Annotated in this window: 23 protein-coding genes, 1 tRNA gene and 1 other RNA gene; 20 read left to right on the plus strand and 5 right to left on the minus strand. The window is 44.4% G+C overall.

Translation table 11 applies throughout. The features are described from left to right. Positions 1-67: 67 nt before the first annotated feature. Positions 68-442 (minus strand): metal-dependent transcriptional regulator, encoded by a 375-nt coding sequence (locus tag B5F53_RS10110; protein WP_087222960.1) that lies wholly within the window; start codon positions 440-442, stop codon positions 68-70. Between the two features lie 199 nt (positions 443-641). Here B5F53_RS10110 and B5F53_RS10115 point away from each other — a divergent pair, with 199 nt between their 5' ends. From B5F53_RS10115 to B5F53_RS10155, 9 genes are all read left to right on the plus strand, one after another. Beyond that, on the plus strand, positions 642-1244 hold the full coding sequence (locus B5F53_RS10115; RefSeq protein WP_087222962.1) for a cytidylate kinase-like family protein: 603 nt from the start codon (positions 642-644) through the stop codon (positions 1242-1244). A gap of 125 nt (positions 1245-1369) precedes the next feature. Then, positions 1370-2356, plus strand: coding sequence for a hypothetical protein (locus B5F53_RS10120; RefSeq protein ID WP_140398235.1), 987 nt, complete (start codon positions 1370-1372; stop codon positions 2354-2356). A gap of 27 nt (positions 2357-2383) precedes the next feature. Next, the gene (gene pyrH, locus B5F53_RS10125; protein WP_087222966.1) at positions 2384-3079 is read left to right on the plus strand and encodes a UMP kinase; all 696 of its coding nucleotides are present in this window, start codon (positions 2384-2386) and stop codon (positions 3077-3079) included. A 66-nt stretch (positions 3080-3145) separates the two neighbouring features. After that, complete coding sequence (frr, locus tag B5F53_RS10130; RefSeq protein ID WP_442856296.1) at positions 3146-3664, plus strand: ribosome recycling factor; 519 nt, start codon at positions 3146-3148, stop codon at positions 3662-3664. A 90-nt stretch (positions 3665-3754) separates the two neighbouring features. Next, a complete protein-coding gene (locus B5F53_RS10135) occupies positions 3755-4495 on the plus strand; it encodes an isoprenyl transferase (RefSeq protein ID WP_275532203.1) in 741 nt (246 codons plus the stop codon). Between the two features lie 2 nt (positions 4496-4497). After that, positions 4498-5292 (plus strand): phosphatidate cytidylyltransferase, encoded by a 795-nt coding sequence (locus tag B5F53_RS10140; protein ID WP_087222970.1) that lies wholly within the window; start codon positions 4498-4500, stop codon positions 5290-5292. A 12-nt stretch (positions 5293-5304) separates the two neighbouring features. After that, on the plus strand, positions 5305-6447 hold the full coding sequence (dxr, locus tag B5F53_RS10145; RefSeq protein ID WP_087222972.1) for a 1-deoxy-D-xylulose-5-phosphate reductoisomerase: 1143 nt from the start codon (positions 5305-5307) through the stop codon (positions 6445-6447). A gap of 1 nt (position 6448) precedes the next feature. Beyond that, positions 6449-7735 carry an RIP metalloprotease RseP gene (gene rseP / locus B5F53_RS10150; RefSeq protein ID WP_087222973.1) on the plus strand — a complete coding sequence of 429 codons (1287 nt, stop codon included), beginning with the start codon at positions 6449-6451 and terminating at the stop codon, positions 7733-7735. A 61-nt stretch (positions 7736-7796) separates the two neighbouring features. Beyond that, positions 7797-9065 carry a peptidoglycan-binding protein gene (locus B5F53_RS10155; RefSeq protein ID WP_087222975.1) on the plus strand — a complete coding sequence of 423 codons (1269 nt, stop codon included), beginning with the start codon at positions 7797-7799 and terminating at the stop codon, positions 9063-9065. Positions 9066-9165: 100 nt separating this feature from the next. Here B5F53_RS10155 and B5F53_RS10160 read toward each other — a convergent pair. Continuing rightward, positions 9166-9249: transfer RNA gene (locus tag B5F53_RS10160), tRNA-Leu, on the minus strand. 181 nt (positions 9250-9430) lie between these two features. Between B5F53_RS10160 and B5F53_RS10165 the strand changes: the two genes are divergently transcribed. From B5F53_RS10165 to rnpB, 8 genes are all read left to right on the plus strand, one after another. After that, the gene (locus tag B5F53_RS10165; protein ID WP_087222977.1) at positions 9431-10438 is read left to right on the plus strand and encodes a deoxyguanosinetriphosphate triphosphohydrolase; all 1008 of its coding nucleotides are present in this window, start codon (positions 9431-9433) and stop codon (positions 10436-10438) included. A gap of 46 nt (positions 10439-10484) precedes the next feature. Then, positions 10485-12269 (plus strand): DNA primase, encoded by a 1785-nt coding sequence (gene dnaG, locus B5F53_RS10170; RefSeq protein ID WP_087222979.1) that lies wholly within the window; start codon positions 10485-10487, stop codon positions 12267-12269. Between the two features lie 39 nt (positions 12270-12308). Next, the gene (gene rpoD, locus B5F53_RS10175) at positions 12309-13436 is read left to right on the plus strand and encodes an RNA polymerase sigma factor RpoD (RefSeq protein WP_087222981.1); all 1128 of its coding nucleotides are present in this window, start codon (positions 12309-12311) and stop codon (positions 13434-13436) included. Between the two features lie 12 nt (positions 13437-13448). Beyond that, positions 13449-14144 carry a tRNA (adenine(22)-N(1))-methyltransferase gene (locus B5F53_RS10180; RefSeq protein WP_087222983.1) on the plus strand — a complete coding sequence of 232 codons (696 nt, stop codon included), beginning with the start codon at positions 13449-13451 and terminating at the stop codon, positions 14142-14144. Next, the gene (locus B5F53_RS10185; RefSeq protein ID WP_087222985.1) at positions 14134-14916 is read left to right on the plus strand and encodes a Nif3-like dinuclear metal center hexameric protein; all 783 of its coding nucleotides are present in this window, start codon (positions 14134-14136) and stop codon (positions 14914-14916) included. Before B5F53_RS10180 ends, B5F53_RS10185 begins: the two co-directional genes overlap by 11 nt. Positions 14917-14937: 21 nt before the next feature. Next, the gene (locus B5F53_RS10190; RefSeq protein WP_087222987.1) at positions 14938-16605 is read left to right on the plus strand and encodes a nucleoside kinase; all 1668 of its coding nucleotides are present in this window, start codon (positions 14938-14940) and stop codon (positions 16603-16605) included. 49 nt (positions 16606-16654) lie between these two features. Further along, positions 16655-17896: a dicarboxylate/amino acid:cation symporter gene (locus tag B5F53_RS10195; RefSeq protein ID WP_087222989.1), complete on the plus strand. Its 1242-nt coding sequence runs from the start codon at positions 16655-16657 to the stop codon at positions 17894-17896. A 41-nt stretch (positions 17897-17937) separates the two neighbouring features. After that, positions 17938-18286, plus strand: an RNA gene (gene rnpB, locus B5F53_RS10200) — RNase P RNA component class A. A gap of 66 nt (positions 18287-18352) precedes the next feature. On the opposite strand, the gene B5F53_RS10205 is transcribed toward rnpB, so the two are convergent. From B5F53_RS10205 to B5F53_RS10215, 3 genes are read right to left on the minus strand one after another with little or no spacing between them, the layout of a single operon-like run. Then, the gene (locus B5F53_RS10205) at positions 18353-18790 is read right to left on the minus strand and encodes an aspartate carbamoyltransferase regulatory subunit (protein ID WP_087222991.1); all 438 of its coding nucleotides are present in this window, start codon (positions 18788-18790) and stop codon (positions 18353-18355) included. Beyond that, complete coding sequence (pyrB, locus tag B5F53_RS10210; protein WP_087222993.1) at positions 18790-19707, minus strand: aspartate carbamoyltransferase; 918 nt, start codon at positions 19705-19707, stop codon at positions 18790-18792. Before pyrB ends, B5F53_RS10205 begins: the two co-directional genes overlap by 1 nt. A 47-nt stretch (positions 19708-19754) precedes the next feature. Beyond that, on the minus strand, positions 19755-20153 hold the full coding sequence (locus tag B5F53_RS10215) for a putative ABC transporter permease (protein WP_087222995.1): 399 nt from the start codon (positions 20151-20153) through the stop codon (positions 19755-19757). A 122-nt stretch (positions 20154-20275) separates the two neighbouring features. Between B5F53_RS10215 and B5F53_RS10220 the strand changes: the two genes are divergently transcribed. The 3 genes from B5F53_RS10220 to B5F53_RS10230 are packed head-to-tail and all read left to right on the plus strand — an operon-like array spanning position 20276 to position 24014. Continuing rightward, positions 20276-21574, plus strand: coding sequence for a bifunctional folylpolyglutamate synthase/dihydrofolate synthase (locus B5F53_RS10220; RefSeq protein ID WP_087222997.1), 1299 nt, complete (start codon positions 20276-20278; stop codon positions 21572-21574). Then, a complete protein-coding gene (gene pheA / locus B5F53_RS10225; RefSeq protein ID WP_087222999.1) occupies positions 21571-22701 on the plus strand; it encodes a prephenate dehydratase in 1131 nt (376 codons plus the stop codon). Before B5F53_RS10220 ends, pheA begins: the two co-directional genes overlap by 4 nt. A gap of 11 nt (positions 22702-22712) precedes the next feature. After that, positions 22713-24014 (plus strand): ATP-binding protein, encoded by a 1302-nt coding sequence (locus B5F53_RS10230; RefSeq protein WP_087223000.1) that lies wholly within the window; start codon positions 22713-22715, stop codon positions 24012-24014. Positions 24015-24017: the final 3 nt, after the last annotated feature.

Consider the following 24017-nt stretch of genomic DNA (forward strand, 5'->3'; position numbering starts at 1 on the left):
ACGGAAAATTCCGGGATCAAAAAAATGCTTTTACCCTGGCAACCGGGGATAAAAGCATTTTTTCGTTCTATTTGGGACGGTGCTCCGCCACGTGGCGTTTAATTGCGTCAAAACTTTCGGAACTGATCACATGTTCAATCCGGCAGGCGTCTTCAGACGCCGTTTCAGGACTGACTCCCAGAATTGTCAAAAGCTCTGTAAGCAGAGTATGGCGTTCGTAAATTTTTTCGGCAATTTCCCTGCCCGCATCTGTTAAAGTGATTAGACCGTCGTGATCCATATGAATATATCCGTTAAGCCTGAGATTTTTCATGGCAACACTGACACTGGGTTTGGAAAAATTTAATTCATTAGCAATATCAATGGAGCGGACATTTCCGTTTCTGATTCCCAGAATTAAGATAGTCTCCAGATAATTCTCAGCAGATTCCTGAACTTTCAAATTGAATCCTCCTTCTGAATGGTACTTTGTTGCTTAATATGTCAACAAAAACAGGATAGCACATTTGTTGAAAAATATCAAATACTAATGAAACTGAGAATTGATTTTTGTAAGAAGAGACGAAAAGTCCTTGAAAAGTGATTTGATAATTTATATAATATAGTATATAACACAGGGTTGCAGAAAGGAGAGGGAGAAAATGAAGACAATTACGATTAGCAGACAGTATGGAAGCGGCGGCAGAGAGATCGCGAAAATGCTGTCAGAAGAAATTGGAATTCCTTTTTATGACAGTGACCTTTTAGCAATTGCTTCAGAAAAATACGGAATCAGCCCAGGGCTGATGGCAGAGTATGACGAGAGAAAATCATCCAGTTTTTTGTATGGAATTGCAATGCTGGCGGATGGAATCACCAGTCAGGAGAAGATAATGCTTCCATATAAATTGTTTCAGGCCCAGAAGGAAACAATGATACGTCTGGCAGAAGAAGGTCCCTGCATTTTCGTGGGACGCTGTGCAGATTACATATTAAAAGAGCAGAAAAGGATTCTGAAAGTCTATGTGTACTGCTCTTCTATGGAAAAAAGAATAAACAGAATCATGGAGCGGGATAAAGTCAGTCAGAGAGAAGCGCCCGGCCGGATTGCCCAAAGAGATCGGGAACGAAAAGATTATTACTATTTCCATACCGGACAGGAATGGGGAGATATGAAAAACTATGATATCTGTCTGAATACAGCCATGCTGAGTTATAAAGACTGTACAAAGGTGATTCGCAATCTTCTGCAGGAAAAGGGATAATCTAAAAATTATGTGAAATTTCCGTATTTAGTTGACAATAATCAAAGAGCCTATATAATTAGAGTATACCAAAGGGGAAAGAAACTTTGGTATTTTTAAGAATGCAGATTACGGGAGGAATCGTTATGAAATATAAGTACGTCTTAGCGGCAGGCATTTTAGCTCTTTGTATCGCGGCATCCGGATGCGGGAAAGAGAAAGAAGAAGCCACAGACACTCAAAACGAAGCAACTATTGAAACTTCCGGCGATGAAGACAACAAGGAAAATGACAATGTGGTTGAAATGCAGCAGTCGGATGAAACCGATATTAGTAATATTAAAAATATAATTGGAACAAAGACCGCCACAGCTTCTTATGTGGTGATTAATAATGAAACAGGACTGGAGATTTCCGAAATCTTTATTCGTCCTACCAGCGATGGTGACGAGTGGGGAACTGACTTGGTAAGCAGCAAATTTACTTTAAAGGACAAAGATAAAGCTGTTTATTATTATGAAAAAAATGAAACAGACGATAGCGGAAGCACAGTAAAGGCTTATGATATTCAGGTGGCTTTCCAGGAAGAAGATGAGGTAAACTGCTATTTCAGAGAGCTTCCTTTCAGCGAGATGCAGGAAGTAACTCTTAAAATGCAGGAGGGGGTACCTTATGTGACATATTTCAGTACCTCCGCCAAGAAGGAAGTTTCTACTTTAGAAGATGCCAAGAAGCGCATGGGTCTGTCAGAAACAGATAGTTCTGATAGTACAGACAGCTCTTCTGATACCTCAGCTCCGTCACCTACCCAAGCTCCGTCAGACAACAGCAATGGAAACGACACTGATAATAATGGAAGCAGCAGCGACGGCCAGAACGACGGGGAAGGATCCAGCGAACAGGCCGGCTACGATGAACTGGTGAATGGCGGACAGGGACAGTCTCTGCGCTCAGAAGCTGAAAATTATATCGGACAGTCTTATGATGATTTGACCGGAGCCTGTGGATCGGCCAATTCGGATTCCACAGAGGAGGATCCGGAAATCGGAGAGATTCATTACTATTATTATGATGATTTTACAGTTTCTACTTCCGTAGTTGACGGACAGGAAGTAGTAACACAAATCTGGTAAAAATAAGCGGAATAAGGAAAGGGTCAAATGAAAAGAGTACTATTAAAGCTGAGCGGAGAAGCTCTGGCCGGAGAGAAAAAGACAGGATTTGATGAAAAAACCATTATTGGTGTGGCAGAACAGATTAAGACGGTGGTTCAGGAAGGAACGCAGGTAGGAATTGTTATCGGAGGCGGGAATTTCTGGAGAGGCAGAACAAGCGAAACCATAGACAGAAATAAAGCAGATCAGATTGGTATGATGGCAACGATTATGAACTGTATTTACGTTTCTGACATTTGCCGTTATCTGGGACTTCAGACAGAAGTTTATACGCCCTTTGCCTGCGGTTCTTTTACAAAACTGTATTCCAAAGACGATACAGAGAAGAGCTTTGCAGAGGGGAAGGTTGTCTTTTTTGCCGGAGGAACCGGACATCCTTATTTTTCCACGGATACGGCAACGGTATTGCGGGCAGTGGAAATTGAGGCGGAGATGATTCTTCTTGCAAAAGCGGTGGACGGAGTATATGACAGCGATCCGAAGACGAATCCTCAGGCCAGAAAGTATCAGGAAGTTACCATTCAGGAAATCATTGATAAAAAACTGGCTGCTATGGATCTGACGGCATCTATTATGTGCATGGAACAGAAAATGTCGATGTTGGTGTTTGCTCTGGAGGAAGAAAACAGCATTGTAAACGCAGTGCACGGAACATTCAGCGGCACCAGAGTAGTGGTATAAAAATAAGAAAGAAGAGGGAGAATAGAAAATATGGCAGAAGAAAGAATTCAGAAATATGAGGATAAGATGAAAAAAACATTAAGCGGTTTCGAGGCAGATCTGGCCACAATCCGTGCAGGACGTGCCAATCCGCATATTCTGGATAAGTTAACAGTGGATTATTATGGAGTTCCCACACCTCTTCAGCAGGTGGCGAATATTACTGTACCTGAGGCACGTATGATTCAGATTCAGCCATGGGAGTCCAGTCTGATAAAAGAAATTCAGAAAGCCATCCTGTCCTCAGACTTAGGTCTGAATCCGAACAATGACGGAAAATTAATTCGTCTGGTACTTCCGGAACTGACAGAGGAAAGAAGAAAAGAACTGGTAAAAGATGTGAAGAAGCGCGGAGAAAATGCAAAGGTTGCAGTCCGGAACATTCGACGGGATGCAAACGACGCTTTTAAGAAACTGGTAAAACAGGATGTTTCCGAAGATGAGGTAGAGGAATTACAGGAAAAAATTCAGAAATTGACGGATAAGTATGTGAAAAATATTGATGCGGCAGTAGATGCGAAATCCAAAGAAATTTTAACTGTATAGTGACAGCGAAGGAATACAATTGTAGAAGGGCTGTTGCAGATTTTTCTGCAATGGCCCCTTTCCCTGTGCGGCTGCACAGAGAAAAGCCTGATAAAACAGGAGGAAGATGAAAGGAGAATCGCTATGAATGTTCCGAACCATATAGCCATTATTCTGGACGGCAATGGCCGTTGGGCAAAGAAGCGTCACATGCCGAGAACGTACGGACATAAAAAAGGATGTGAACGGCTGGAAACCATCTGTGATGAGATGAAACAGTTAGGAGTAAAATATTTAACAGTATATGCATTTTCCACGGAAAACTGGAAACGTTCCAAAGAGGAAGTTGACAGTTTAATGTCTCTTTTCCGTGGATATTTAAAGAAGTGTATTAAAATATCAGAAAAGAATAAAATGAAGGTCAGGATTATCGGAGATATTCGGGCCTTCGACAAAGATATACAGGAAAGTATTTTAGAACTGGAACGATTTTCAAGCCAGTATGACGAGCTCCACTTTCAGATTGCGCTGAATTATGGAAGCCGGGATGAGATTACAAGAGCTGTCAGACATATGGCAAAAGACGTAAAAGAAGGCCGGTTATTGCCGGAAGAGATTGCGGAGGAGACGATTTCTTCCTATTTGGATACAGCGCAGATTCCGGATCCGGATTTAATGATTCGTACCAGCGGAGAACTGCGTCTGTCTAATTATTTACTGTGGCAGCTGGCTTATACGGAATTTTATTTTACCGAAGTTCCGTGGCCGGATTTTGATTATCAGGAATTGATTAAGGCCATTGAGAAATATAATGAGAGAGACAGAAGATATGGCGGAGTAAAGGAGGAATAGGGATGTTCTGGACTCGGCTGATGAGCGGTGTGGTTCTTATAGCAGTGGCTCTGCTGACAATCATGGCAGGCGGACCGGTATTATTTGTAACCCTGCTGTGCGTATCCTTAATCGGAACCCAGGAGTTGTACCGCGCGCTGAAAATACGGGAGAAAAAAACAGATGCACTGGAAGCTGCAGGATATGTGGGAATCATAATTTATTATGCCGGCATTTATTTCTCGTTTGAGAAGTTCGGTATGATGGGACTGATTCTGTCTTTGCTGATTTTTTTGTTTTTGTATGTGTTTCGTTATCCGAAATATCAGGCAGGACAGATTATGGAGGCTTATTTCGCAGTAATTTACGTGGGAGTGATGCTGTCCTTTATCTATCTGACCAGAGGGCTGCCGGACGGAAAGTTTATTGTCTGGCTTATTTTCCTGTGTTCCTGGGGATGCGATACTTGTGCGTACTGTGTGGGGATGCTTATTGGGAAACATAAAATGGCGCCGGTGTTAAGTCCAAAGAAATCTGTGGAAGGCGCAGTAGGCGGTGTTTTGGGAGCAGCCCTTCTGGGCGCTGTTTATGCAGCCGCTACCAGTCAGGATATGGCGGGATACGCTGTAGTCTGTGCAGTGGGCGCCCTGATTTCCATGATAGGAGATTTGGCTGCATCTGCCATTAAAAGAAACCAGGAAATTAAAGATTACGGCACTTTGATTCCCGGTCACGGGGGAATTTTAGATCGTTTTGACAGTGTGATTATCACGGCTCCTGTCATTTACTATTTAGCAAAAACCATTCTTAATCTTTAGAGGAGGATTTTCATGAGGAAAATTGCAATATTGGGTTCCACAGGATCCATCGGGACACAGACCCTTGAAGTGGTAAGATTTCAGAAAGACATTCAGGTGGTTGGGCTCAGCGCCGGAAAAAATATAAAAAAACTGGAGGAACAGATTCGGGAGTTTTCTCCTGCGATTGCGGCAGTATGGGATGAGAATGCGGCCAAGGAGCTTGCCTCAAAGGTGGCTGATACCCAGACAAAAGTCCTTGCCGGGATGGGTGGTTTGATTGAACTGGCCAGAATGGAAAACTGTGATATGCTGGTAACCGCCATTGTGGGAATGATTGGGATTCGTCCCACCATGGAAGCAATCTGCTCCGGGAAAGACATAGCTCTTGCAAACAAGGAAACTCTGGTAACGGCGGGACATTTAATCATGCCCCTTGCCGAAGAACACCAGGTAAAAATTCTGCCGGTGGACAGTGAACACAGCGCAATATTTCAGGCATTAAATGGGGAAACTAAAAAAGAAGTAAACAAGATTCTGATTACTGCTTCGGGAGGACCTTTCCGGGGGAGAAGCAGAGAAGAGCTCTCCCAGGTGACATTGGAAGATACTTTAAAACATCCCAACTGGGTAATGGGGAAAAAGATTACAGTGGATTCTGCGACTCTGGTCAATAAAGGACTGGAAGTCATGGAGGCAAAGTGGCTGTTCGATGTGGAGTTATCTCAGATTGAAGTTGTGGTGCAGCCCCAGAGTGTCATTCATTCTATGGTGGAGTTTCAGGACGGAAGTGTTATCGCTCAGCTGGGAACTCCGGATATGAGACTGCCGATTCAATATGCACTGTATTATCCGAGACGCAGATTTCTTCCCGGGGAACGACTTGACTTTGCGAAACTTGGTTCTATTACCTTTGAACAGCCGGATACAGATACCTTCCTGGGGCTTCCTCTGGCTATGGAGGCTGCAAAACAGGGAGGATCTATGCCAACGGTATTTAACGCGGCCAATGAGCTGGCAGTTCAGAAGTTTTTACAGAAGAAAATAGGATTTTTAGATATTTATGACATTATTTCCCAGTCTATGGAAAGACACCAGGTGATTTCAAGTCCTGAATTAGATGAAATACTGGCAATAGAGGAAGAGACTTATCGATGGATTGAAAGCAGGTGGTAATTTGAAAATTGTAATCGCGATTCTGATATTTAGTATCATTGTTATTTTTCATGAACTTGGGCATTTCCTGCTGGCGAAAAAGAACGGAGTAAAGGTAGTTGAATTTTCTCTGGGAATGGGGCCCAGGATCTTAAGCACAGTAAAAGGGGAAACCAGGTATTCCCTGAAGCTGCTGCCTCTGGGCGGTTCCTGCATGATGCTGGGCGAAGACGGAGAGGAAGAGGAGCCGGGATCCTTTAACGGCGCTTCTGTCTGGAGCCGGATATCCATTGTTGCCGCAGGGCCGATTTTTAACTTTATTTTAGCTTTTTTCCTGGCCCTGATTATTGTGGCGTCTATCGGATATGTTCCGGCGGAGGTTCTGTCTGTAACAGAAGGTTCTCCGGCAGAAGAGGCGGGACTGCAGGAAGGCGATTTGATTACAGAGTTTGACGGCTATAAGATTGATATAGGGACAGATTTGAATACCTACCTGGCAATGAATGAGCTTCGGGAGGGGCAGCAGGTGGAGCTGACCTATGAAAGAGACGGCAAAGAATATAACGTTTCTTATATGCCGGAGATATATTCCCGGTATCTTCTGGGCTTTACCAGAGCGGATACCACTTCTATGAAGGTGGGAGCTGTGACGGCGGGAATGTCCATGGAGGAAGAAGGCATGAAAGCCGGAGACGTGATTACTGCCATTAATGGAGTTCCGGTAAAAGATTATGCAGAATATGAGGAGTATCTGGAAAACCACCCTTTAGGGGAAGAATCCGTTGTTCTGACTTATGAAAGACAAGGGCGCTCTTACGAGGCGACGATAACCCCTGCCCTTTACGAAGAACCGATGCTGGGATTTGGTTATAATGTGGGATGTGTAAAAACCAGCGGCTGGAATATTATCAAATACAGTGCCATAGAAGTTAAATACTGGATAAGGACTACCGTTATGAGTCTTGGCAAGCTGATTACAGGTCAGTTCGGCATTCAGGATCTGTCCGGCCCTGTGGGAGTTGTGGATGCTATCGGAGATACCTACGAACAAAGCAAAACGGCAGGAACGCTCATGGTCTGGATGAATATGCTGAATATGGCAATCCTGCTGTCGGCCAATCTGGGCGTCATGAATTTACTTCCTCTTCCTGCCCTGGACGGAGGAAGGCTGGTATTTATGATTCTGGAAGTGATTTTCCGCAGGCCGGTAAACCGGAAAGTAGAGGGTATGGTCCATTTTGCAGGATTCATGTTACTGATGCTTTTGATGGTTGTGGTCATGTATAATGATATTCAGAGAATTTTCTGATGGAAAGTTTTAAAAACCGTCTGCATAGAATAAAATAACTTTATTATGCGTGAGGTTTCGGATGAAAAAGGGCAGAAATCTAAAAGCAATGCAGACAGAACAAAATGAAAAAGGCAGGCTCAGAATCAGAGTTTTAAGAGAGGACAGAAACACCCCTGTGGAAAATGCGCTGATTCGTATTTCATATAAAGGAGAGCCTGATAAAGTTATTGAGGAGGTGCGTACAGACAATTCCGGAAGAAGCCCGGAGTTAGAACTGTCAGCGCCTCCTTTGGCGTATAGTATGGAACCTGTGGAGTATCAGCCGTATTCAGAATACAACGTCTATGTGGAGGCTTCGGACTTTGAACCGGCGAACATCTCCGGAGTGGAGATTCTGCCTCAGACAGACTCTGTTCAGCCGGTGAGACTCAGAGCGATACGGGGGCCGGAAGATTTTGAGAGGATCGTAATTCCGGATCATACCCTTTACGGAGAGTATCCGCCAAAGATTCCGGAAGACGAGATAAAGCCGATGCAGGAAACAGGGGAAATTGTATTGAGCAGGGTGGTGATTCCTGAATATGTGGTGGTACATGACGGGTCTGTAAATGACGATACAGCCACAGATTATTATGTGCGGTACCGGGACTATATTAAAAATGTGGCCTGCAGTGAAATCTATGCCACATGGCCGGAAGAAACCATCAAAGCCAATGTTCTGGCCATTATGTCCTTTACACTCAACAGGGTTTATACAGAGTGGTACAGAAATAAGGGATTTGATTTTACAATTACTTCTTCGACGGCTTATGATCACAAATGGATGAGGGGACGAAACATTTTTGACAGTATTGACCGAGTGGTAGATGAATTGTTCAGTCATTACCTGTCAAGACCAAATGTGCGGCAGCCGATATTGACGCAATATTGTGATGGTGAGAGGGTAACCTGTCCGAACTGGATGACGCAGTGGGGGTCAAAGCGCCTGGGAGATCAGGGATATTCCGCTATTGAGATTCTTCGGCATTTTTATGGAAATGATATGTACATTAATACAGCAGAGGAGATATCCGGCATTCCAGCGTCCTGGCCCAGATACGATTTGGACATCGGAGCGTCTGGAGAGAAGGTAAGACAGATACAGGAACAGCTAAATGCGATTAAAGAGGCATATCCTGCCTTGCCGGAGGTTGTGGAGAACGGAGAGTATAACGAAGAGACACAGCAGGCTGTAAGGGATTTCCAGGAAATCTTTGGACTGCCGGTAACGGGAATTGTAGATTATAATACCTGGTATAAAATTCAGGAAATTTATGTGGCGGTGACCAGAATTGCGGAATTAAGTTAAATATGAAATCGAAAAGAATCCCGCCGGCTTTCGGGTTTTCTTATGACAAAAAGAAAGCGTATTTTCAGGAATTTCCTGAAAATACGCTCTTATTCTTCACTGCGGAAGATGGGACTTGAACCCACACGGCACGAATGCCACAAGATCCTTAGTCTTGCTCGTCTGCCAGTTCCGACACTTCCGCAAACCGCTAATTATCAGCGACAGGTTGTATTATAGCACCCCTTTGGGGTTCCGTCAATAAGAAAAATAAAAAAATACAAAATTTTTTTAAAAAAAAGGAAATACTTCAGATTTCGTGAATATAAATAATAAGAGATATTTTGTCACGGAACAGAAGATTTCCATTTCAGAAAGGAGGCTCTATGGGTATACGGGAAGAACTGGAAGAACGGGAATACGAGGTTTTAAGTCCGTATGCTTCACACAGCAGAGAAACGCGGGGAAGAATGCGGGCGGAGGAAGAGTGCGATATGAGAACCGCGTATCAGAGAGATCGGGATCGAATTTTGCACTGTAAAGCATTTCGGAGGATGAAAGATAAAACACAAGTGTTTTTAGCTCCCCATGGAGCCCACTACAGAAACCGCCTGACCCATACTCTGGAAGTTTCGCAGACGGCCAGAACAGTGGCAAAGGCTCTGCGGCTCAATGAAGATCTGGTGGAAGCCATCGCGCTGGGTCATGATTTGGGGCATACTCCTTTCGGACATGCAGGAGAGAGAGCGTTGGATGAAGTGCATCCCGGAGGATTTGCCCATTATAAACAGAGCGTCCGTGTGGTTCAGGTTCTGGAAAAAAACGGAGAGGGCTTAAATCTTACCTGGGAAGTAAGGGACGGAATCAGGAATCACAGAACAAGCGGTTCCCCGGCTACCCTGGAAGGACAGGTGGTGCGATTCTGTGATAAGATTTCTTATATCCATCATGATATGGATGATGCGCAGAGAGCGGGGATTATTACAGAAGATGATATTCCCATAACACTGAGAATGCTCCTTGGATTTACTATAAGAGAACGTCTGAATACACTGATTCACAATCTGGTGGAAAACAGCAGAGATAAAGGGGTTATTTGTATGTCAGAGGAGGTACAGGAAGCCATGATGGATTTGAGAGCGATTATGTTTTCCAGCGTTTACAATAACCCGATTGCCAAAAAAGAAGAAACAAAAGCAATTAAAATGCTGACAGAATTATATGAGTATTATATTGAACATCCCAAGCAGATGTCGAGGGAATACATAGAACTTATTGACCGGGGAGAAGACAGGGCGCAGGTAGTGTGCGACTACCTTTCGGGCATGACCGATCAGTACTCCATGGAAAAGTTTCAGGAAATTTTCATACCGAAATCATGGTCAGTTTATTAAAAGCATCAAAGACAAGGAATCAGGGCACAGAAATGGAGGAATCAGGATGCGGTATAATGATGATGTCATTGAGGAAGTACGCGCTGCAAATGACATTGTTGATGTGATTTCACAATATGTACAGTTAAAGCGAAAGGGTACTTCTTACTTTGGATTATGTCCGTTTCATAATGAAAAGTCCCCGTCGTTCTCTGTCTCGCCGGGAAAGCAGATGTATTACTGTTTTGGCTGTGGGGCAGGAGGAAATGTTTTTACCTTTATTATGGAATATGAAAATTATTCTTTTCGGGAGGCTCTTGAATATCTGGCGGACAGGGCAGGTGTAAAGCTGCCGAAGATAGAATATTCCCGCGAGGCAAAAGCACAGGCAGATAAAAAAGCAGCTCTTCTGGAAGTGAATAAGAAAGCGGCTCAGTATTTTTACTATCAGCTTCGCAGGGAGAATGGGAAAAAGGCCTGGGAATATCTGAAAGAAAGAGGCGTATCTGACGAAACAATTAAAAAATTCGGGCTTGGTTACTCGGACCGGTACAGCAACGATCTTTACCAATACATGAAAAGCCAGAATTATAAGGATGAACTTCTTTTGGAATCAGGACTGTTTCAGGCTGATGAAAAGAGGGGGATGTATGACAAATTCTGGAACCGGGTAATTTTTCCGATTATGGATGTGAACAACCGGGTTATTGGTTTTGGCGGGCGTGTGATGGGGGAAGGAAAACCCAAGTATCTGAATTCCCCGGAGACGAAAATTTTCGACAAAGGTCGAAATTTATACGGCTTAAACATTGCCAGAACCAGCAGGAAGAAGGCGCTGATTGTGTGCGAGGGCTATATGGATGTGATTGCCATGCATCAGGCGGGATTTACCAATGCGGTGGCTTCTCTGGGAACGGCGCTGACAAGCGGGCATGCCAGCCTGCTGAAACGGTATACAAATGAGGTACTGCTGTTATACGACAGTGACGAAGCAGGGGTTAGGGCGGCTTTAAGGGGGATTCCCATACTGAAAGAGGCTGGAATTGAGGCAAAGGTGGTGAATCTGAAACCTTATAAAGATCCGGATGAGTTTATTAAGAATCTGGGTCCGGAAGCCTTTGAAGAGCGCCTTGGACAGGCGAAAAACAGTTTCCTTTTCCAGGCAGACTGCCTGCGGAAAGAATTCGATATGACGGATCCCCAGGGGAAAACGGACTTTTTTAAAAGAACAGCGGCCATGCTGCTGGAATTTCCGGATGAACTGGAAAGAAATAATTATATAGAGGCAGTGGCCAGAGAGTTTTCCGTTTCTCCGGAAGATTTGAGAAAAATGGTGAACCGGATGGCTATGGAGGGCACCGGTCTTCAGAAACTGACCCTGAAAAAGAGAGAGCCTCAGGAAAGAAAAGAAAAAGAATCCGGAACCCAGAAAGTCCAGAAATTAATGTTGACTTGGCTGGTAACTTATCCTACAATCTTTGATACCGTACGACAATATATTTTACCGGATGATTTTACCATTCCTCTTTACGGTAAAGTGGCCCGAATGCTTTATGATCAGTACGAACAGGGAGATGTAAATCCTGCGAAACTATTAAATCAGTTTCAGGAAAGTGAAGAGCAGAAAGAGGTGGCCGGGCTGTTTAATGCCCGGATTCATCTGGAGTCGGAACAGGAACAGCAAAGGGCCTTTGCCGATACGCTGGTGCGGATGAAAGAGGAAAGTCTGGGAAAGAAAACGAGGGAGCTTGCGCCCTCGGATATGCAGGGGCTTCAGGAGCTGATTCAAAAGAAGAAAGAGCTGGAGGCTCTGAGAAAGAACCTGTCCGATTTGCATATTTCTTTTCAATAAGGATAAAATATAAACAATATATGGAAGGATGGAACACCTATGGAAATGAATATGGGTAAATTCAGTGAAAAACTGGTGGAGCTGCTGGAGCTTGCAAAGAAAAAGAAAAACGTACTGGAATACCAGGAAATTAACGACTTTTTTAAGGACATGCCGCTGGATGTGGAACAGATGGAAAAAGTATTTGAGTTCCTGGAGGCAAGCGGAGTAGACGTACTGCGGATCACCGGACAGGATGGAGCGGAGCTCATCCTGGATGACGATATGGATCTGGACAAGATTGAAGAGGAGGAAGAGATTGAGCTGGACAAAATCGACTTGTCTGTTCCTGAGGGAATCAGCATTGAAGATCCGGTTCGTATGTATCTGAAAGAAATCGGAAAAGTAAACCTCCTTTCGGCGGAAGAGGAAATCGAGCTGGCAAAACGAATGGAGGAAGGAGATGAAAACGCTAAGAAACGTCTGGCAGAAGCTAACCTTCGTCTCGTTGTCAGTATTGCAAAACGCTATGTGGGAAGGGGAATGCTGTTTCTGGATCTGATTCAGGAAGGAAATCTGGGACTGATTAAAGCCGTAGAGAAATTTGATTATCGAAAAGGCTATAAATTCAGTACTTATGCAACCTGGTGGATTCGCCAGGCAATTACCAGAGCCATTGCCGATCAGGCGCGTACCATTCGTATCCCTGTGCATATGGTGGAAACGATTAACAAGTTAATCCGCGTATCCCGTCAGCTGCTTCAGGAACTGGGACGGGAACCAACCCCGGAGGAAATCGCAGAGGAGATGGACATGTCTGTGGAAAGAGTACGGGAAATCTTAAAGATTTCTCAGGAACCGGTATCCCTGGAGACGCCTATCGGCGAGGAAGAAGACAGTCATCTGGGTGATTTTATTCAGGATGACAACGTGCCGGTGCCGGCAGACGCTGCAGCCTTTACCCTGCTGAAAGAACAACTGGTGGAGGTATTAAGCACGCTGACAGACAGAGAGCAGAAAGTGCTGCGGCTGCGTTTCGGGCTGGATGACGGACGTGCCCGTACCCTGGAAGAGGTAGGAAAAGAGTTTAATGTAACGAGAGAACGAATTCGTCAGATAGAAGCAAAAGCCCTGCGTAAGCTGCGCCATCCAAGCCGAAGCCGCAAGCTGAAAGATTATCTGGATTAATTGAGGCAGCCTATGCAGTTATCAGAAAGAATGAAAGCAGTAGCTGCGCTTGTGAGTCCCGGCAGCAGAGTTGTGGACGTAGGCTGTGACCATGGCTATCTTCCCATTTATTTAGTAATGAATAAAAGAATTCCAAGTGCTGTTGCAATGGATGTAAAATCAGGGCCTTTAAGCAGGGCACAAGAGAACATTAAAGCGCATGGCTTGGATACATACATAGAAACAAGACTATCGGACGGACTGAAAAATCTGAAAAAAGGAGAGGGGGATGCCCTGATAATTGCCGGAATGGGCGGTCCCCTCATGGAAAAAATTCTGGAAGAGGGGAAGGAGCAGCTTACGGACTTTCGGGAACTGATTTTACAGCCTCAGTCGGATCTGGGAAACTTCCGACGTTACCTGGTGAGGGAAGGGTTCCGGATCATCCGGGAAAATATGGTTTATGAGGAGGGGAAATATTACCCTATGATGAAAGCGGTGCCCGGAGAGTCAGAGGCATATCAGCCCTGGGAATATGAATACGGAAAACTTTTGTTGAAAGAAAAACATCCTGTTCTGAAAGAATATCTGAAACGGGAAACACGGCTGCAAAAGCAGATTTTACAGCAGATACAGGCAAAAGGAAGCGCTTTTTCCAGAGAAAGAGAGGCGCAGATACGACAGAACCAGTATCTGACAGAGGAGGCATTCAAAGCATATGAAATGTAAGGATATAATAAAATGGCTGGAAGAGAAATATCCGGTTTCCTATGCGGAAGACTGGGATAATGTGGGGCTGCTTGTAGGCAGTGATGAAAAAGAAGTAAAGAAAGTTTTTCTGGCTCTGGACTTAACAGAAGAAACCTTAGGGGAGGCTGTGTCCCTGGGAGCAGATATGATCATCACTCATCATCCCATGATTTTTTCCGGAATCAAAAAGATTAATAATCATAGTTTTACCGGCAGGAGAATATTGTCTTTAGTGGAACATGGAATCTCTTATTATGCAATGCATACCAATTATGATGTGAAGGGGATGGCTTCGCTAAGTGCGGAATATCTGAAACTTCAGGATACCCGGGTGCTGTCCGTAACAGAGGAAACGGCGGATGGCCCGGAGGGATTCGGCCGTGTGGGGAAACTGCCCCGGTCCATGTCCTTAAAGGAATGTGCCCTGCATGTAAAAGACTGCCTGCAGACAGAACATGTAAATGTTTATGGGAACCTGGAGGCCCAGGTGACAACGGCGGCGGTATGTACTGGTTCCGGGAAAAGTATGATAGATGCAGCCATTGAAACAGGCGCTGAGGTTTACATTACAGGAGATATTGACCATCACACAGGAATCGATACCGTTGCAAAGGGCCTGTTTTTAATTGATGCAGGACATTACGGAACGGAATACATGTTTACAGAGAGAATGGGAAAGGAAATGAGAGAGCGTTATCCGGAACTGGAAATCGTCCAGGCTGTGAAAAAGTTTCCATATGCCTGCATATGACGGACTAAAGGAGGACTGTAAATGAGCCAGAAGATGTATACGGTTACAATTGGAGACGAGGTGCTAAAATACCCGGAGGGAACCTGCTATGCAGAGATTGTAAAGAAGTATCAAAGTACCTGCAGAGATCCCATTCTTTTGGTAACCGTTGACGGAAAGTTACAGGAACTTCACAAACAGTTAAAGAAAGACTGTACGTTGGGTTTTATTACTTCCAGAGACAAGATCGGAAACGAAGCATATAAACGGAGCGCCTGTCTGATCCTGCTGAAGGCCATTTATGATGTGGCCGGAAAGGAAGAACTGAATAAAACCGTTATTCATTATTCCATCGGGGAAGCCTACTATTTCACCATGAAAGGCAGTACTCTTCTGAATCAGAAATTCCTGGAAAAAATCAGGCAGGAAATGCAGAAGATTGTGGAACAGGAAATCCCTATTATGAAGCGCAGTGTGGGAACAGAGGAAGCCATTGAAATGTTTCTGAAGCACCAGATGTACGATAAAGCAAGGCTGTTTCGTTACCGGCGCGTTTCCAAAGTAAATATCTACAGCATTGGAAATTTCGAAGACTATTTTTACGGATTCATGGTAAATCATACAGGTTATGTCCGGTATTTTGATCTGCAGCTTTATGACGAAGGATTTGTCCTTTTGCTTCCTTCCAGAGAAGAACCGGAGAAAGTGCCGGAGTTTTCGCCTCATAAGAAAGTATTTCAGGTGCAGAAAGAGTCCCAGGCCTGGGGAGATAAACTGGATATTTCCACAGTGGGAGAACTCAACGACCGGATTGCCCATCAGGGGTTACAGGAAGTCCTGCTGATTCAGGAAGCCTTGCAGGAGGCAAAAATTTCCCAGATTGCAGAAGAGATTGTCAGAGAAAATAATAAAAAATTTATTATGATTGCCGGCCCTTCTTCTTCCGGGAAAACGACCTTTTCCCACAGGTTGTCCATTCAGCTTGCCGCCCACGGGATTAAAACTCATCCCATTGCAGTGGATAATTACTTCGTAAACAGGGAAGAGACACCTCTGGACGAATTTGGAAAAAAGAATTATGAATGTCTGGAGGCCATTGATATTGAACAGTTTAACCAGGATATGCTGATGCTGCTAAAAGGAGAACGGGTGGAACTTCCGTGGTTTAATTTTGTGACAGGGCAGCGGGAATACAAAGGGGATTTTCTGAAGCTTGGATCAGAAGATATACTGGTGATTGAAGGAATTCATGGCTTAAATGACAAGCTGAGCTATGCGCTTCCGAGAGAAAGTAAATATAAAATTTATATCAGCGCTCTGACCCAGCTTAATATTGATGAACATAACCGGATTCCAACTACTGACGGCCGTCTGATCCGGAGGATCGTCAGGGATGCCAGAACCCGGGGAACTTCTGCGAAAAATACCATTGCCATGTGGCCCTCTGTCCGCAGAGGGGAAGAACAGTATATTTTCCCGTATCAGGAAGATGCAGATGTGGTGTTTAATTCTGCTTTGATTTACGAACTGGCCTGCCTGAAAGTTTATGCGGAACCTCTGCTTTTCGGCATCGAAAAGACAGAGCCGGAATATCTGGAGGCCAAACGGCTGTTGAAATTTTTTGACTATTTTCTTCCGATCCCCAGCGAGGCGGTACCTACCAATTCACTGTTGAGGGAATTCATCGGAGGCGGATGTTTTCATTTATAGAGGAGGGTGTTGATTTTTCACATACAACAAAATACAAAGGAGGGGTCTTATGAGTGAAAAGAAAACAACCAAAAAGAAAGTATCATTGACAGTATGGATTTTTTTAGCGCTTGTGCTGGGCGTTGTAGCAGGTATTGCGCTGCAGAGCCATGCGGAGTTTGCGGAATCCTACATTCAGCCATTTGGAACAATATTCCTGAATTTAATCAAAATGGTTGTGGTTCCTGTTGTTCTTCTGTCCATCATGCAGGGAATCATTTCTTTGCAGGACATTAAAAAGGTAGGGTCCATAGGCGGAAAAACCATTTGTTACTATCTGCTGACCACAGCGTTTGCGGTAACCCTCGGTCTGATTTTCGCCAATCTGCTTCAGGTAGGAGCAGGGTATCAGCTTGCCACAGAAGATCTTGTCTATGAGGCGTCAGAAGCGCCCAGCTTTATGGATACGCTGGTGAATATCTTTCCGTCCAATGCCGTAGAACCACTGGTAAGCGCTACTATGCTGCAGGTAATTGTCATTGCTCTGCTGTTTGGATTTGGCATTATACTGGCAGGAGAAAAAGGAGAAACGGCAAAGAATGTTGTGGACAGTTTTTCGGAAGTCAGCTTTAAGGTTATGGGCATGATTATTAAACTGTCACCGATCGGTGTTTTCGCGTTAATTACGCCGGTTGTGGCAAGTAACGGTCCGTCCGTGCTGCTGCCTTTGTTAAAACTGATTGTCATTGCCTATGTAGTTTATGTGGTACATATGGTACTGGTTTATTCTTCTACCGTATACGGCATTGCAAAAATGAGTCCGCTGAAATTCTTCCGGGGAATGAGCCCAGCTATGATTTTCGCATTCAGCAGCGCCAGCAGTGTGGGTGCTCTTCCCTTTAACCTGGAATGTACGCAGAAACTGGGAGCGAAAAAAGAAGTGGCAAGTTTCGTACTTCCTTTAGGAGCAACCATTAACATGGACGGAACCGCCATCTACCAGGGTGTCTGCGCCATCTTTATTTCACAGATTTTCGGTATCGATCTGACGATCGGACAGCAGATTACCATTATTCTGACAGCAGTACTGGCTTCTATCGGAACCGCCGGGGTACCTGGATCCGGAATGATTATGCTGGCAATGGTACTGGAAAGTGTAGGGCTGCCAGTGGAAGGTATCGCCTTAGTAGCAGGAATCGACCGTGTTCTGGATATGGGACGTACCTGTGTCAATATCACCGGCGACGCAGCCTGCACCATCTGTATTGATGCACTGGAAAAGAAAAAAGAGGCCAGAAAAGCCAGAAAATAGAATTGCGAAAAAGAAAAAAGCATGTTAAAATAGCAGTTGCGTAAGCAGAACAGGTGGTCGCGGCTGGCCAGACGAAAGGGGCCAGGTGAGGAAAGTCCGGGCTTCATAGGGCAGGATGCCGGATAACGTCCGGTGGAGGTGACTCCCAGACCAGTGCAACAGAAATAAACCGCCTCTTTAAGAGGTAAGGGTGGAAAGGCAGTGTAAGAGACTACCGCCTGGCTGGTAACAGACAGGGCACATGTAAACTCCATTCGAAGCAAGACCGAAAAGAAAGCGATACGGCGGCCCGTCGTGCTTTCAGGTGGGTCGCTTGAACCTGCTGGCAACAGCAGGTCTAGATAGATGACCATCCAACGACATAACCCGGCTTATCGTTCTGCTTATTAAAAAAGAAAAAAGGTATACCGTCTTACGGAGATTTTCCGCAGATGGTATACCTTTTCTTTTTACTCATTATTTATTACGTTTTCCTCTGTATTTTTCTTCGCAGTATTTACAGCGGTAGATTTCTTTTTCCTCGTCAGACAGAATGAAAATCTGATCCAGTCCCTGTTCGATGGAAGTGATGCAGCGCGGGTTTTTGCAGCGGATCACGTTTGTTATCTGTTTGGGAAGTTTTAAAACCTTTTTTTCCACAATCTGTTCGTCTTTAATAATATTAACAGTGATATTATGATCAATGAAGCCGAGAATATCCAGATCCAGCTTTTCAATGGGGCATTCTACTTTGATAATATCTTTTGTCCCCATCTTATTGCTGCGGGCATTTTTTATAATAGCCACGGTGCAGTCCAGTTTATCCAGCTTCAAATCCCGGTAAATAGTCATAGCCTTACCGGCTTTAATGTGATCTAATACATATCCTTCTTTTAATGCTCCTACATTTAACATCAGACATCCACCTCCAATAATGTGAGAATCAGCGCCATTCGTACATAGACACCGTATTGTGCCTGTTTGAAATAGGCGGCACGGGGATCGCTGTCTACCTCCACATCAATTTCGTTTACTCTGGGGAGAGGATGGAGAATGTACATATCCGGTTTTGCAAGGCTGAGTTTGGACTTGTCCAATATGTAGAAATCTTTCATCCGGACATAATCTTCTTCGTTAAAGAAACGTTCTCTCTGGACACGGGTCATATAGAGCAGATCCAGACTGGGAAGTGCATCCTCCAGTCTTTCCACTTCCAGATATTCTTTGTTGTTTTTCTTTAATACATCTTCTCGGATATAACTGGGAACCCGAAGTTCTTCGGGAGAGATTAAAACGAATTTTACATTGTCATAGCGGACCAGGGCCTCAATAAGAGAATGTACGGTTCTTCCGAATTTTAAATCGCCGCACAGACCGATGGTAAGATTATTCAGCCTTCCCTTCAGAGAGCGGATGGTCAGCAGATCAGTCAGAGTCTGGGTTGGATGCTGGTGTCCGCCGTCGCCGGCATTAATCACCGGGATGGAAGAAGACATAGAAGCTACCAGGGCTGCACCCTCTTTGGGATGCCGGATGGCTGCAATGTCTGCATAACATGATACAACGCGGATGGTATCGGCCACGCTTTCCCCTTTAGAAGCAGAACTGGAATCAGCGCTGGAAAAACCGAGCACGTTTCCTCCCAGATTCAGCATAGCGGCCTCGAAACTCAGTCTTGTACGGGTACTTGGCTCGTAAAAAAGAGTTGCAATTTTCTTACCATCACAGGCATGTGCATATTTTTCAGGGTTTTGTTCAATGTGATTCGCCAGGTCAAGCAGCTTGTCCAGCTCCCCGACAGAGAAGTCCAAAGGACTGATTAAATGTCTCATGTACTACCTCCTGAAAGTTTTTTATTCTGCATACCATCATATAATAGTCAGACCGTTTTTTCAAGATTTTTGCTGAGTATTTTCTCAAAAAACAGACCTGTGGCAAACCAGACAGGAGCATAATCGAGGCGGATAAGACCTTTATAATTAAAAGGAACATGACTGTAATCCCAGGGACAGGCAAAGTGTGACTTTAAAAGGGTGCCGGTGGAGAACTCCACAAAGAATATTCCGGTCATATAGATACAGCCCCGGAAAAACACAGGGATCTTTTTCAGACGTCTGGAAACAGGACCAATGACTGCGGCAAAGCCATAAATGGGAAACATCCAGAGAGAAGAACGTCCAGTCAGAGCTGCCTCGCCGCGGCACAGGGCATGGATTCCCGTCCACAGAATTTCCATGCACCACCCGATGCCTCCGCACAGTATAAATTGTTGTCCCATAACGTCCTCCTTGTTTTGTAATGTTTTGGTAAAATTCCTATTAGTAGTATGCCCCTGCCTTGAAAAAACAATACGCCTGTACTATAATGAAAAACAAATGTTTTGATGATTTGGAGGATATTATGGATTACCAACAGAGCCGGGAATATCTGAGACAGGCGCAAACGTACGGGAGCGTTTTAGGGCTTGATAATATGAGGGAAATGATGAAGCGTCTTGGAAATCCCCAGGATCAATTAAAATATATTCATGTGGCGGGAACAAATGGAAAGGGAAGTGTACTGGCCTACCTTTCTTCCGTTCTGGCGCAGACCGGATACCGGGTGGGCAGATATGTATCTCCTGCAATATTTTCTTACCGGGAACAGTTTGAAATTAATCAGAAACCCATAAGCCGGGAAGCCTTTGCCAGATGTCTGAGTAAAGTGGCGCAGGTGGCTGACGCGATGGAAAAGGAGGGAAAGCCCCATCCCACTCCCTTTGAAATGGAAACAGCCACGGCTTTTTTCTATTTTGCAGAAGAAAACTGTGATCTTGTATTACTGGAAACGGGGATGGGAGGTCTTACAGACGCTACCAATATTATTCGTACCACGGAAGTGGCAGTTCTTACTTCAATTAGCATGGATCATATGGCCTTTCTGGGAAATACCCTGGGAGAAATCGCTGCGTGTAAAGCAGGAATTATAAAAGAAGGCTGCCGTGTGGTTGCCGCAGAGCAGAAACCGGAGGCCATGGAGAAAATCAGGGAAGTCTGCGAAAGATTTCATATTATCCCCGTTGTTTCTTCCCCTGAGGAGGGCAGGGTAACGGAAAATGAGATGGACCATATGACGTTTGAATACGGGGAAAGATCTTATACCATTCCGCTGACCGGAGCGTGCCAGATGGAAAATGTTATGGTTGCACTGCATACTCTGGAGGTATTAATCCAAAATGGATATAACATTACTCCTGCGCAGATAGAAAAAGGTCTGGAGAACACCCGGTGGAAAGGCAGGTTTACTGCGCTTCTTTCAGAACCGCTTCTTATTGCAGACGGAGCCCATAATCCGGATGCGGCAGGAAAGCTGGTTCAGTCTCTGAAAATGTATTTTCAGGGAAAGGATCTGTATTTTATTATTGGAATGTTTCGGGATAAAGATTATGAGAGCGTATTGAAGATGACGGCTCCTCTGGCGAAAGAGATTATGACCATTCAGACTTCCGGGAATCCGAGAGCTCTGCCGGCAGAGGAACTGGCGCAGGCCGCCCGGAAATACCACTCCCATGTGGAACCGGCAAAAAGCATAGAAGAAGCGGTGGAAAAAATGACAGAGAAAGCAGAAAAAGAAGGCGTGGTTGTGGCTTTCGGTTCCCTGTCCTTTATGAGAGAGCTGGCAGAAGCCATTGAAAAACGAAAGGATAATGCAGAAAAATGATAGATTTACAGGAATCCAGGAGAAAGATTGACAGGATTGATGAACAGATTACAGCGCTTTTTGAGGAGCGGATGGCGATCTGTCAGGATGTGGCTGAATATAAAATACAAACAGGAAAAGAAGTCTTAGACACACAAAGAGAAAAGGAAAAACTGACAGCATTAAAGACAAAGGCCCATACACCCTTTAATCAACATGGGATTGAAGAACTGTTTCAGCAGATTATGGCAGTAAGCAGAAAACGTCAGTATCAGCTTATGACGGAACATGGAATTGGCGGCGGCTATGATTATGAAATGACGGAAACCCTTCCGAAAAAAGGGAAAAAAGTAGTTTTTCAGGGAGTGGAAGGCGCCTATAGTTATGCAGCAATGAAGCGTTATTTCGGAGAGCAAAACGACAGTTTCCACGTGGAAACCTGGAAGGATGCCATTGAGGCAGTCCTGGAAGAGAAAGCCGATTACGCAGTGCTTCCCATTGAAAATTCCACGGCGGGAATTGTGGAAGATAATTATGACTTACTGGCTCAGCATCCGGTATACATTGTGGGAGAGCAGATTATTCCCTGCGAACATGTGCTTTTAGGGCTGCCGGATGCTGAAATAGAAGAAATTTCCAGAGTTTATTCCCATCCTCAGGCATTAGCCCAGTGCAGAAAATATCTGGACGAGCATCCGCAGTGGAAACAGATAAAGGTAGAGAATACAGCCGTAGCGGCCAAAAAGATACAGGAAGAGAAGGACTGTACTTCTGCTGCCATTGCCAGTAAAGAGGCAGCGCAGTTTTATGGGCTTAAAATCCTGAAAGACAAAATATACCACAATACGCAGAATTCCACCAGGTTTATCATTATCAGTAAACATCCGGTTTATGAAAAGAAGGCTGAGAGAATCAGTATTTGTTTTGAACTGCCTCATAAAACAGGAAGCCTGTATAATATGCTTTCTCATATTATTTACAACGGGCTGAATATGACAAGGATTCAGTCCCGCCCCATTGTGGGCAGGAACTGGGAATACCGTTTCTTCCTGGATTTTGACGGAAATCTGGAAAAGAGCGCAGTAAAAAATGCCTTAAGAGGAATTAAACAGGAAGCCAATATGCTTCGGATATTAGGAAACTACTAGGAGAGTGCGAAATGACAAGATTGGATGAATGTATTTTATACAGAGGTTTTGAACACGGGGAGATTCTGGATAAGATGGCTGCTTTAATTCAGCTTTACCAGGAGGATCCCGGGAAAGTAAAGGGAAGCAGGCATGTTTTTTATGCATGTGCCAACGGTCTGACGGAACTGGCGGGGGCATATGGATTTGAAGGGAATCTGTGGCATAATTATCTGACGTTTTTGTTGGTAAACCACGAAAATGCTTTTAGTACGGCCTGTGAAATCGTGGGGCCTGTCCAGGGAAGTATTAATGCTTTTGCCAGAAATGATTTTGAAATATTCAAAGAACTGTATGATTTCCCGTTGGAATCTTTTGACCAAATCTGGGGCGGAACCTGTGGAAACGTACTTTGTCATTATCAGAATATAAATGACAGCAGTAAAATGTTTAATAAGAGAATCCGGGACAGAATCTGCCGGCTTAGCATGAAACTGGGACAGGCTCGAAGTACGGATGAATTTATGGAAGATATGGTGTCTTTCTATAAAGATTTCGGCGTAGGCAAACTGGGACTTCATAAAGCCTTCCGGATCGATGAGGATGGGCAGGGAGAACCTGTGATAGTTCCTATTACCAATATTGCCCATGTAAAACTGGATGATTTGGTGGGATATGAAATTGCAAAAAAGAAGCTGATTGATAATACAGAAGCCTTTGTCTGCGGACGCAAGGCCAATAACTGTCTCCTTTTCGGTGATGCGGGAACGGGAAAGTCTTCCAGCATTAAGGGGATTTTAAATCAGTATTATGAAAACGGCCTGAGGATTATTGAAATCTATAAACATCAGATTCAGTATCTGCCGAAGGTGATCGCTCAGATTAAAAACAGAAATTATAAATTTATCCTGTATATGGATGATTTATCCTTTGAGGAATTTGAAATTGAATATAAGTATCTGAAAGCAGTAATAGAAGGAGGATTGGAAAAGAAACCGGAAAATGTATTAATTTATGCGACCTCCAATCGAAGACATCTGATTAAGGAGAGTTTCAGTGATAAGGAGGGACGCCGCGATGACCTTCATTCTTCCGATACGGTTCAGGAGAAGTTATCGCTGGTATATCGGTTTGGGGTTACGATTTTCTTCTGTGCTCCCAATAAGAAAGAGTTTCAGAATATCGTAAAAGTTCTTGCCGAGAGGCATCATCTTACCATGCCGGAAGACGAGCTGCTTTTAAAAGCAAACCAGTGGGAACTGAATCATGGGGGACTGACAGGAAGAACTGCCCAGCAGTTCATTGATTATCTTTTAGGACAAAAGAAGGAGTAAATG

The sequence above is a fragment of the Blautia sp. An249 genome, assembly GCF_002159835.1.
Lineage (GTDB): Bacteria > Bacillota > Clostridia > Lachnospirales > Lachnospiraceae > Blautia_A > Blautia_A avistercoris.

What these genes read in the sequence shown, in the direction of transcription:
- pyrB (WP_087222993.1), bottom strand. Translation starts at nt 19,707, where the DNA reads ATGAGACATTTAATCAGTCCTTTGGACTTCTCTGTCGGGGAGCTGGAC.
- B5F53_RS10115 (WP_087222962.1), top strand. Translation starts at nt 642, where the DNA reads ATGAAGACAATTACGATTAGCAGACAGTATGGAAGCGGCGGCAGAGAG.
- B5F53_RS10220 (WP_087222997.1), top strand. Translation starts at nt 20,276, where the DNA reads ATGGATTACCAACAGAGCCGGGAATATCTGAGACAGGCGCAAACGTAC.
- B5F53_RS10165 (WP_087222977.1), top strand. Translation starts at nt 9,431, where the DNA reads ATGGGTATACGGGAAGAACTGGAAGAACGGGAATACGAGGTTTTAAGT.
- B5F53_RS10180 (WP_087222983.1), top strand. Translation starts at nt 13,449, where the DNA reads ATGCAGTTATCAGAAAGAATGAAAGCAGTAGCTGCGCTTGTGAGTCCC.
- dnaG (WP_087222979.1), top strand. Translation starts at nt 10,485, where the DNA reads ATGCGGTATAATGATGATGTCATTGAGGAAGTACGCGCTGCAAATGAC.
- B5F53_RS10205 (WP_087222991.1), bottom strand. Translation starts at nt 18,790, where the DNA reads ATGTTAAATGTAGGAGCATTAAAAGAAGGATATGTATTAGATCACATT.
- frr (WP_442856296.1), top strand. Translation starts at nt 3,146, where the DNA reads ATGAAAAAAACATTAAGCGGTTTCGAGGCAGATCTGGCCACAATCCGT.
- B5F53_RS10155 (WP_087222975.1), top strand. Translation starts at nt 7,797, where the DNA reads ATGAAAAAGGGCAGAAATCTAAAAGCAATGCAGACAGAACAAAATGAA.
- pyrH (WP_087222966.1), top strand. Translation starts at nt 2,384, where the DNA reads ATGAAAAGAGTACTATTAAAGCTGAGCGGAGAAGCTCTGGCCGGAGAG.
- B5F53_RS10215 (WP_087222995.1), bottom strand. Translation starts at nt 20,153, where the DNA reads ATGGGACAACAATTTATACTGTGCGGAGGCATCGGGTGGTGCATGGAA.
- rpoD (WP_087222981.1), top strand. Translation starts at nt 12,309, where the DNA reads ATGGAAATGAATATGGGTAAATTCAGTGAAAAACTGGTGGAGCTGCTG.
- B5F53_RS10195 (WP_087222989.1), top strand. Translation starts at nt 16,655, where the DNA reads ATGAGTGAAAAGAAAACAACCAAAAAGAAAGTATCATTGACAGTATGG.
- pheA (WP_087222999.1), top strand. Translation starts at nt 21,571, where the DNA reads ATGATAGATTTACAGGAATCCAGGAGAAAGATTGACAGGATTGATGAA.
- B5F53_RS10120 (WP_140398235.1), top strand. Translation starts at nt 1,370, where the DNA reads ATGAAATATAAGTACGTCTTAGCGGCAGGCATTTTAGCTCTTTGTATC.
- B5F53_RS10190 (WP_087222987.1), top strand. Translation starts at nt 14,938, where the DNA reads ATGAGCCAGAAGATGTATACGGTTACAATTGGAGACGAGGTGCTAAAA.
- dxr (WP_087222972.1), top strand. Translation starts at nt 5,305, where the DNA reads ATGAGGAAAATTGCAATATTGGGTTCCACAGGATCCATCGGGACACAG.
- B5F53_RS10140 (WP_087222970.1), top strand. Translation starts at nt 4,498, where the DNA reads ATGTTCTGGACTCGGCTGATGAGCGGTGTGGTTCTTATAGCAGTGGCT.
- B5F53_RS10230 (WP_087223000.1), top strand. Translation starts at nt 22,713, where the DNA reads ATGACAAGATTGGATGAATGTATTTTATACAGAGGTTTTGAACACGGG.
- B5F53_RS10185 (WP_087222985.1), top strand. Translation starts at nt 14,134, where the DNA reads ATGAAATGTAAGGATATAATAAAATGGCTGGAAGAGAAATATCCGGTT.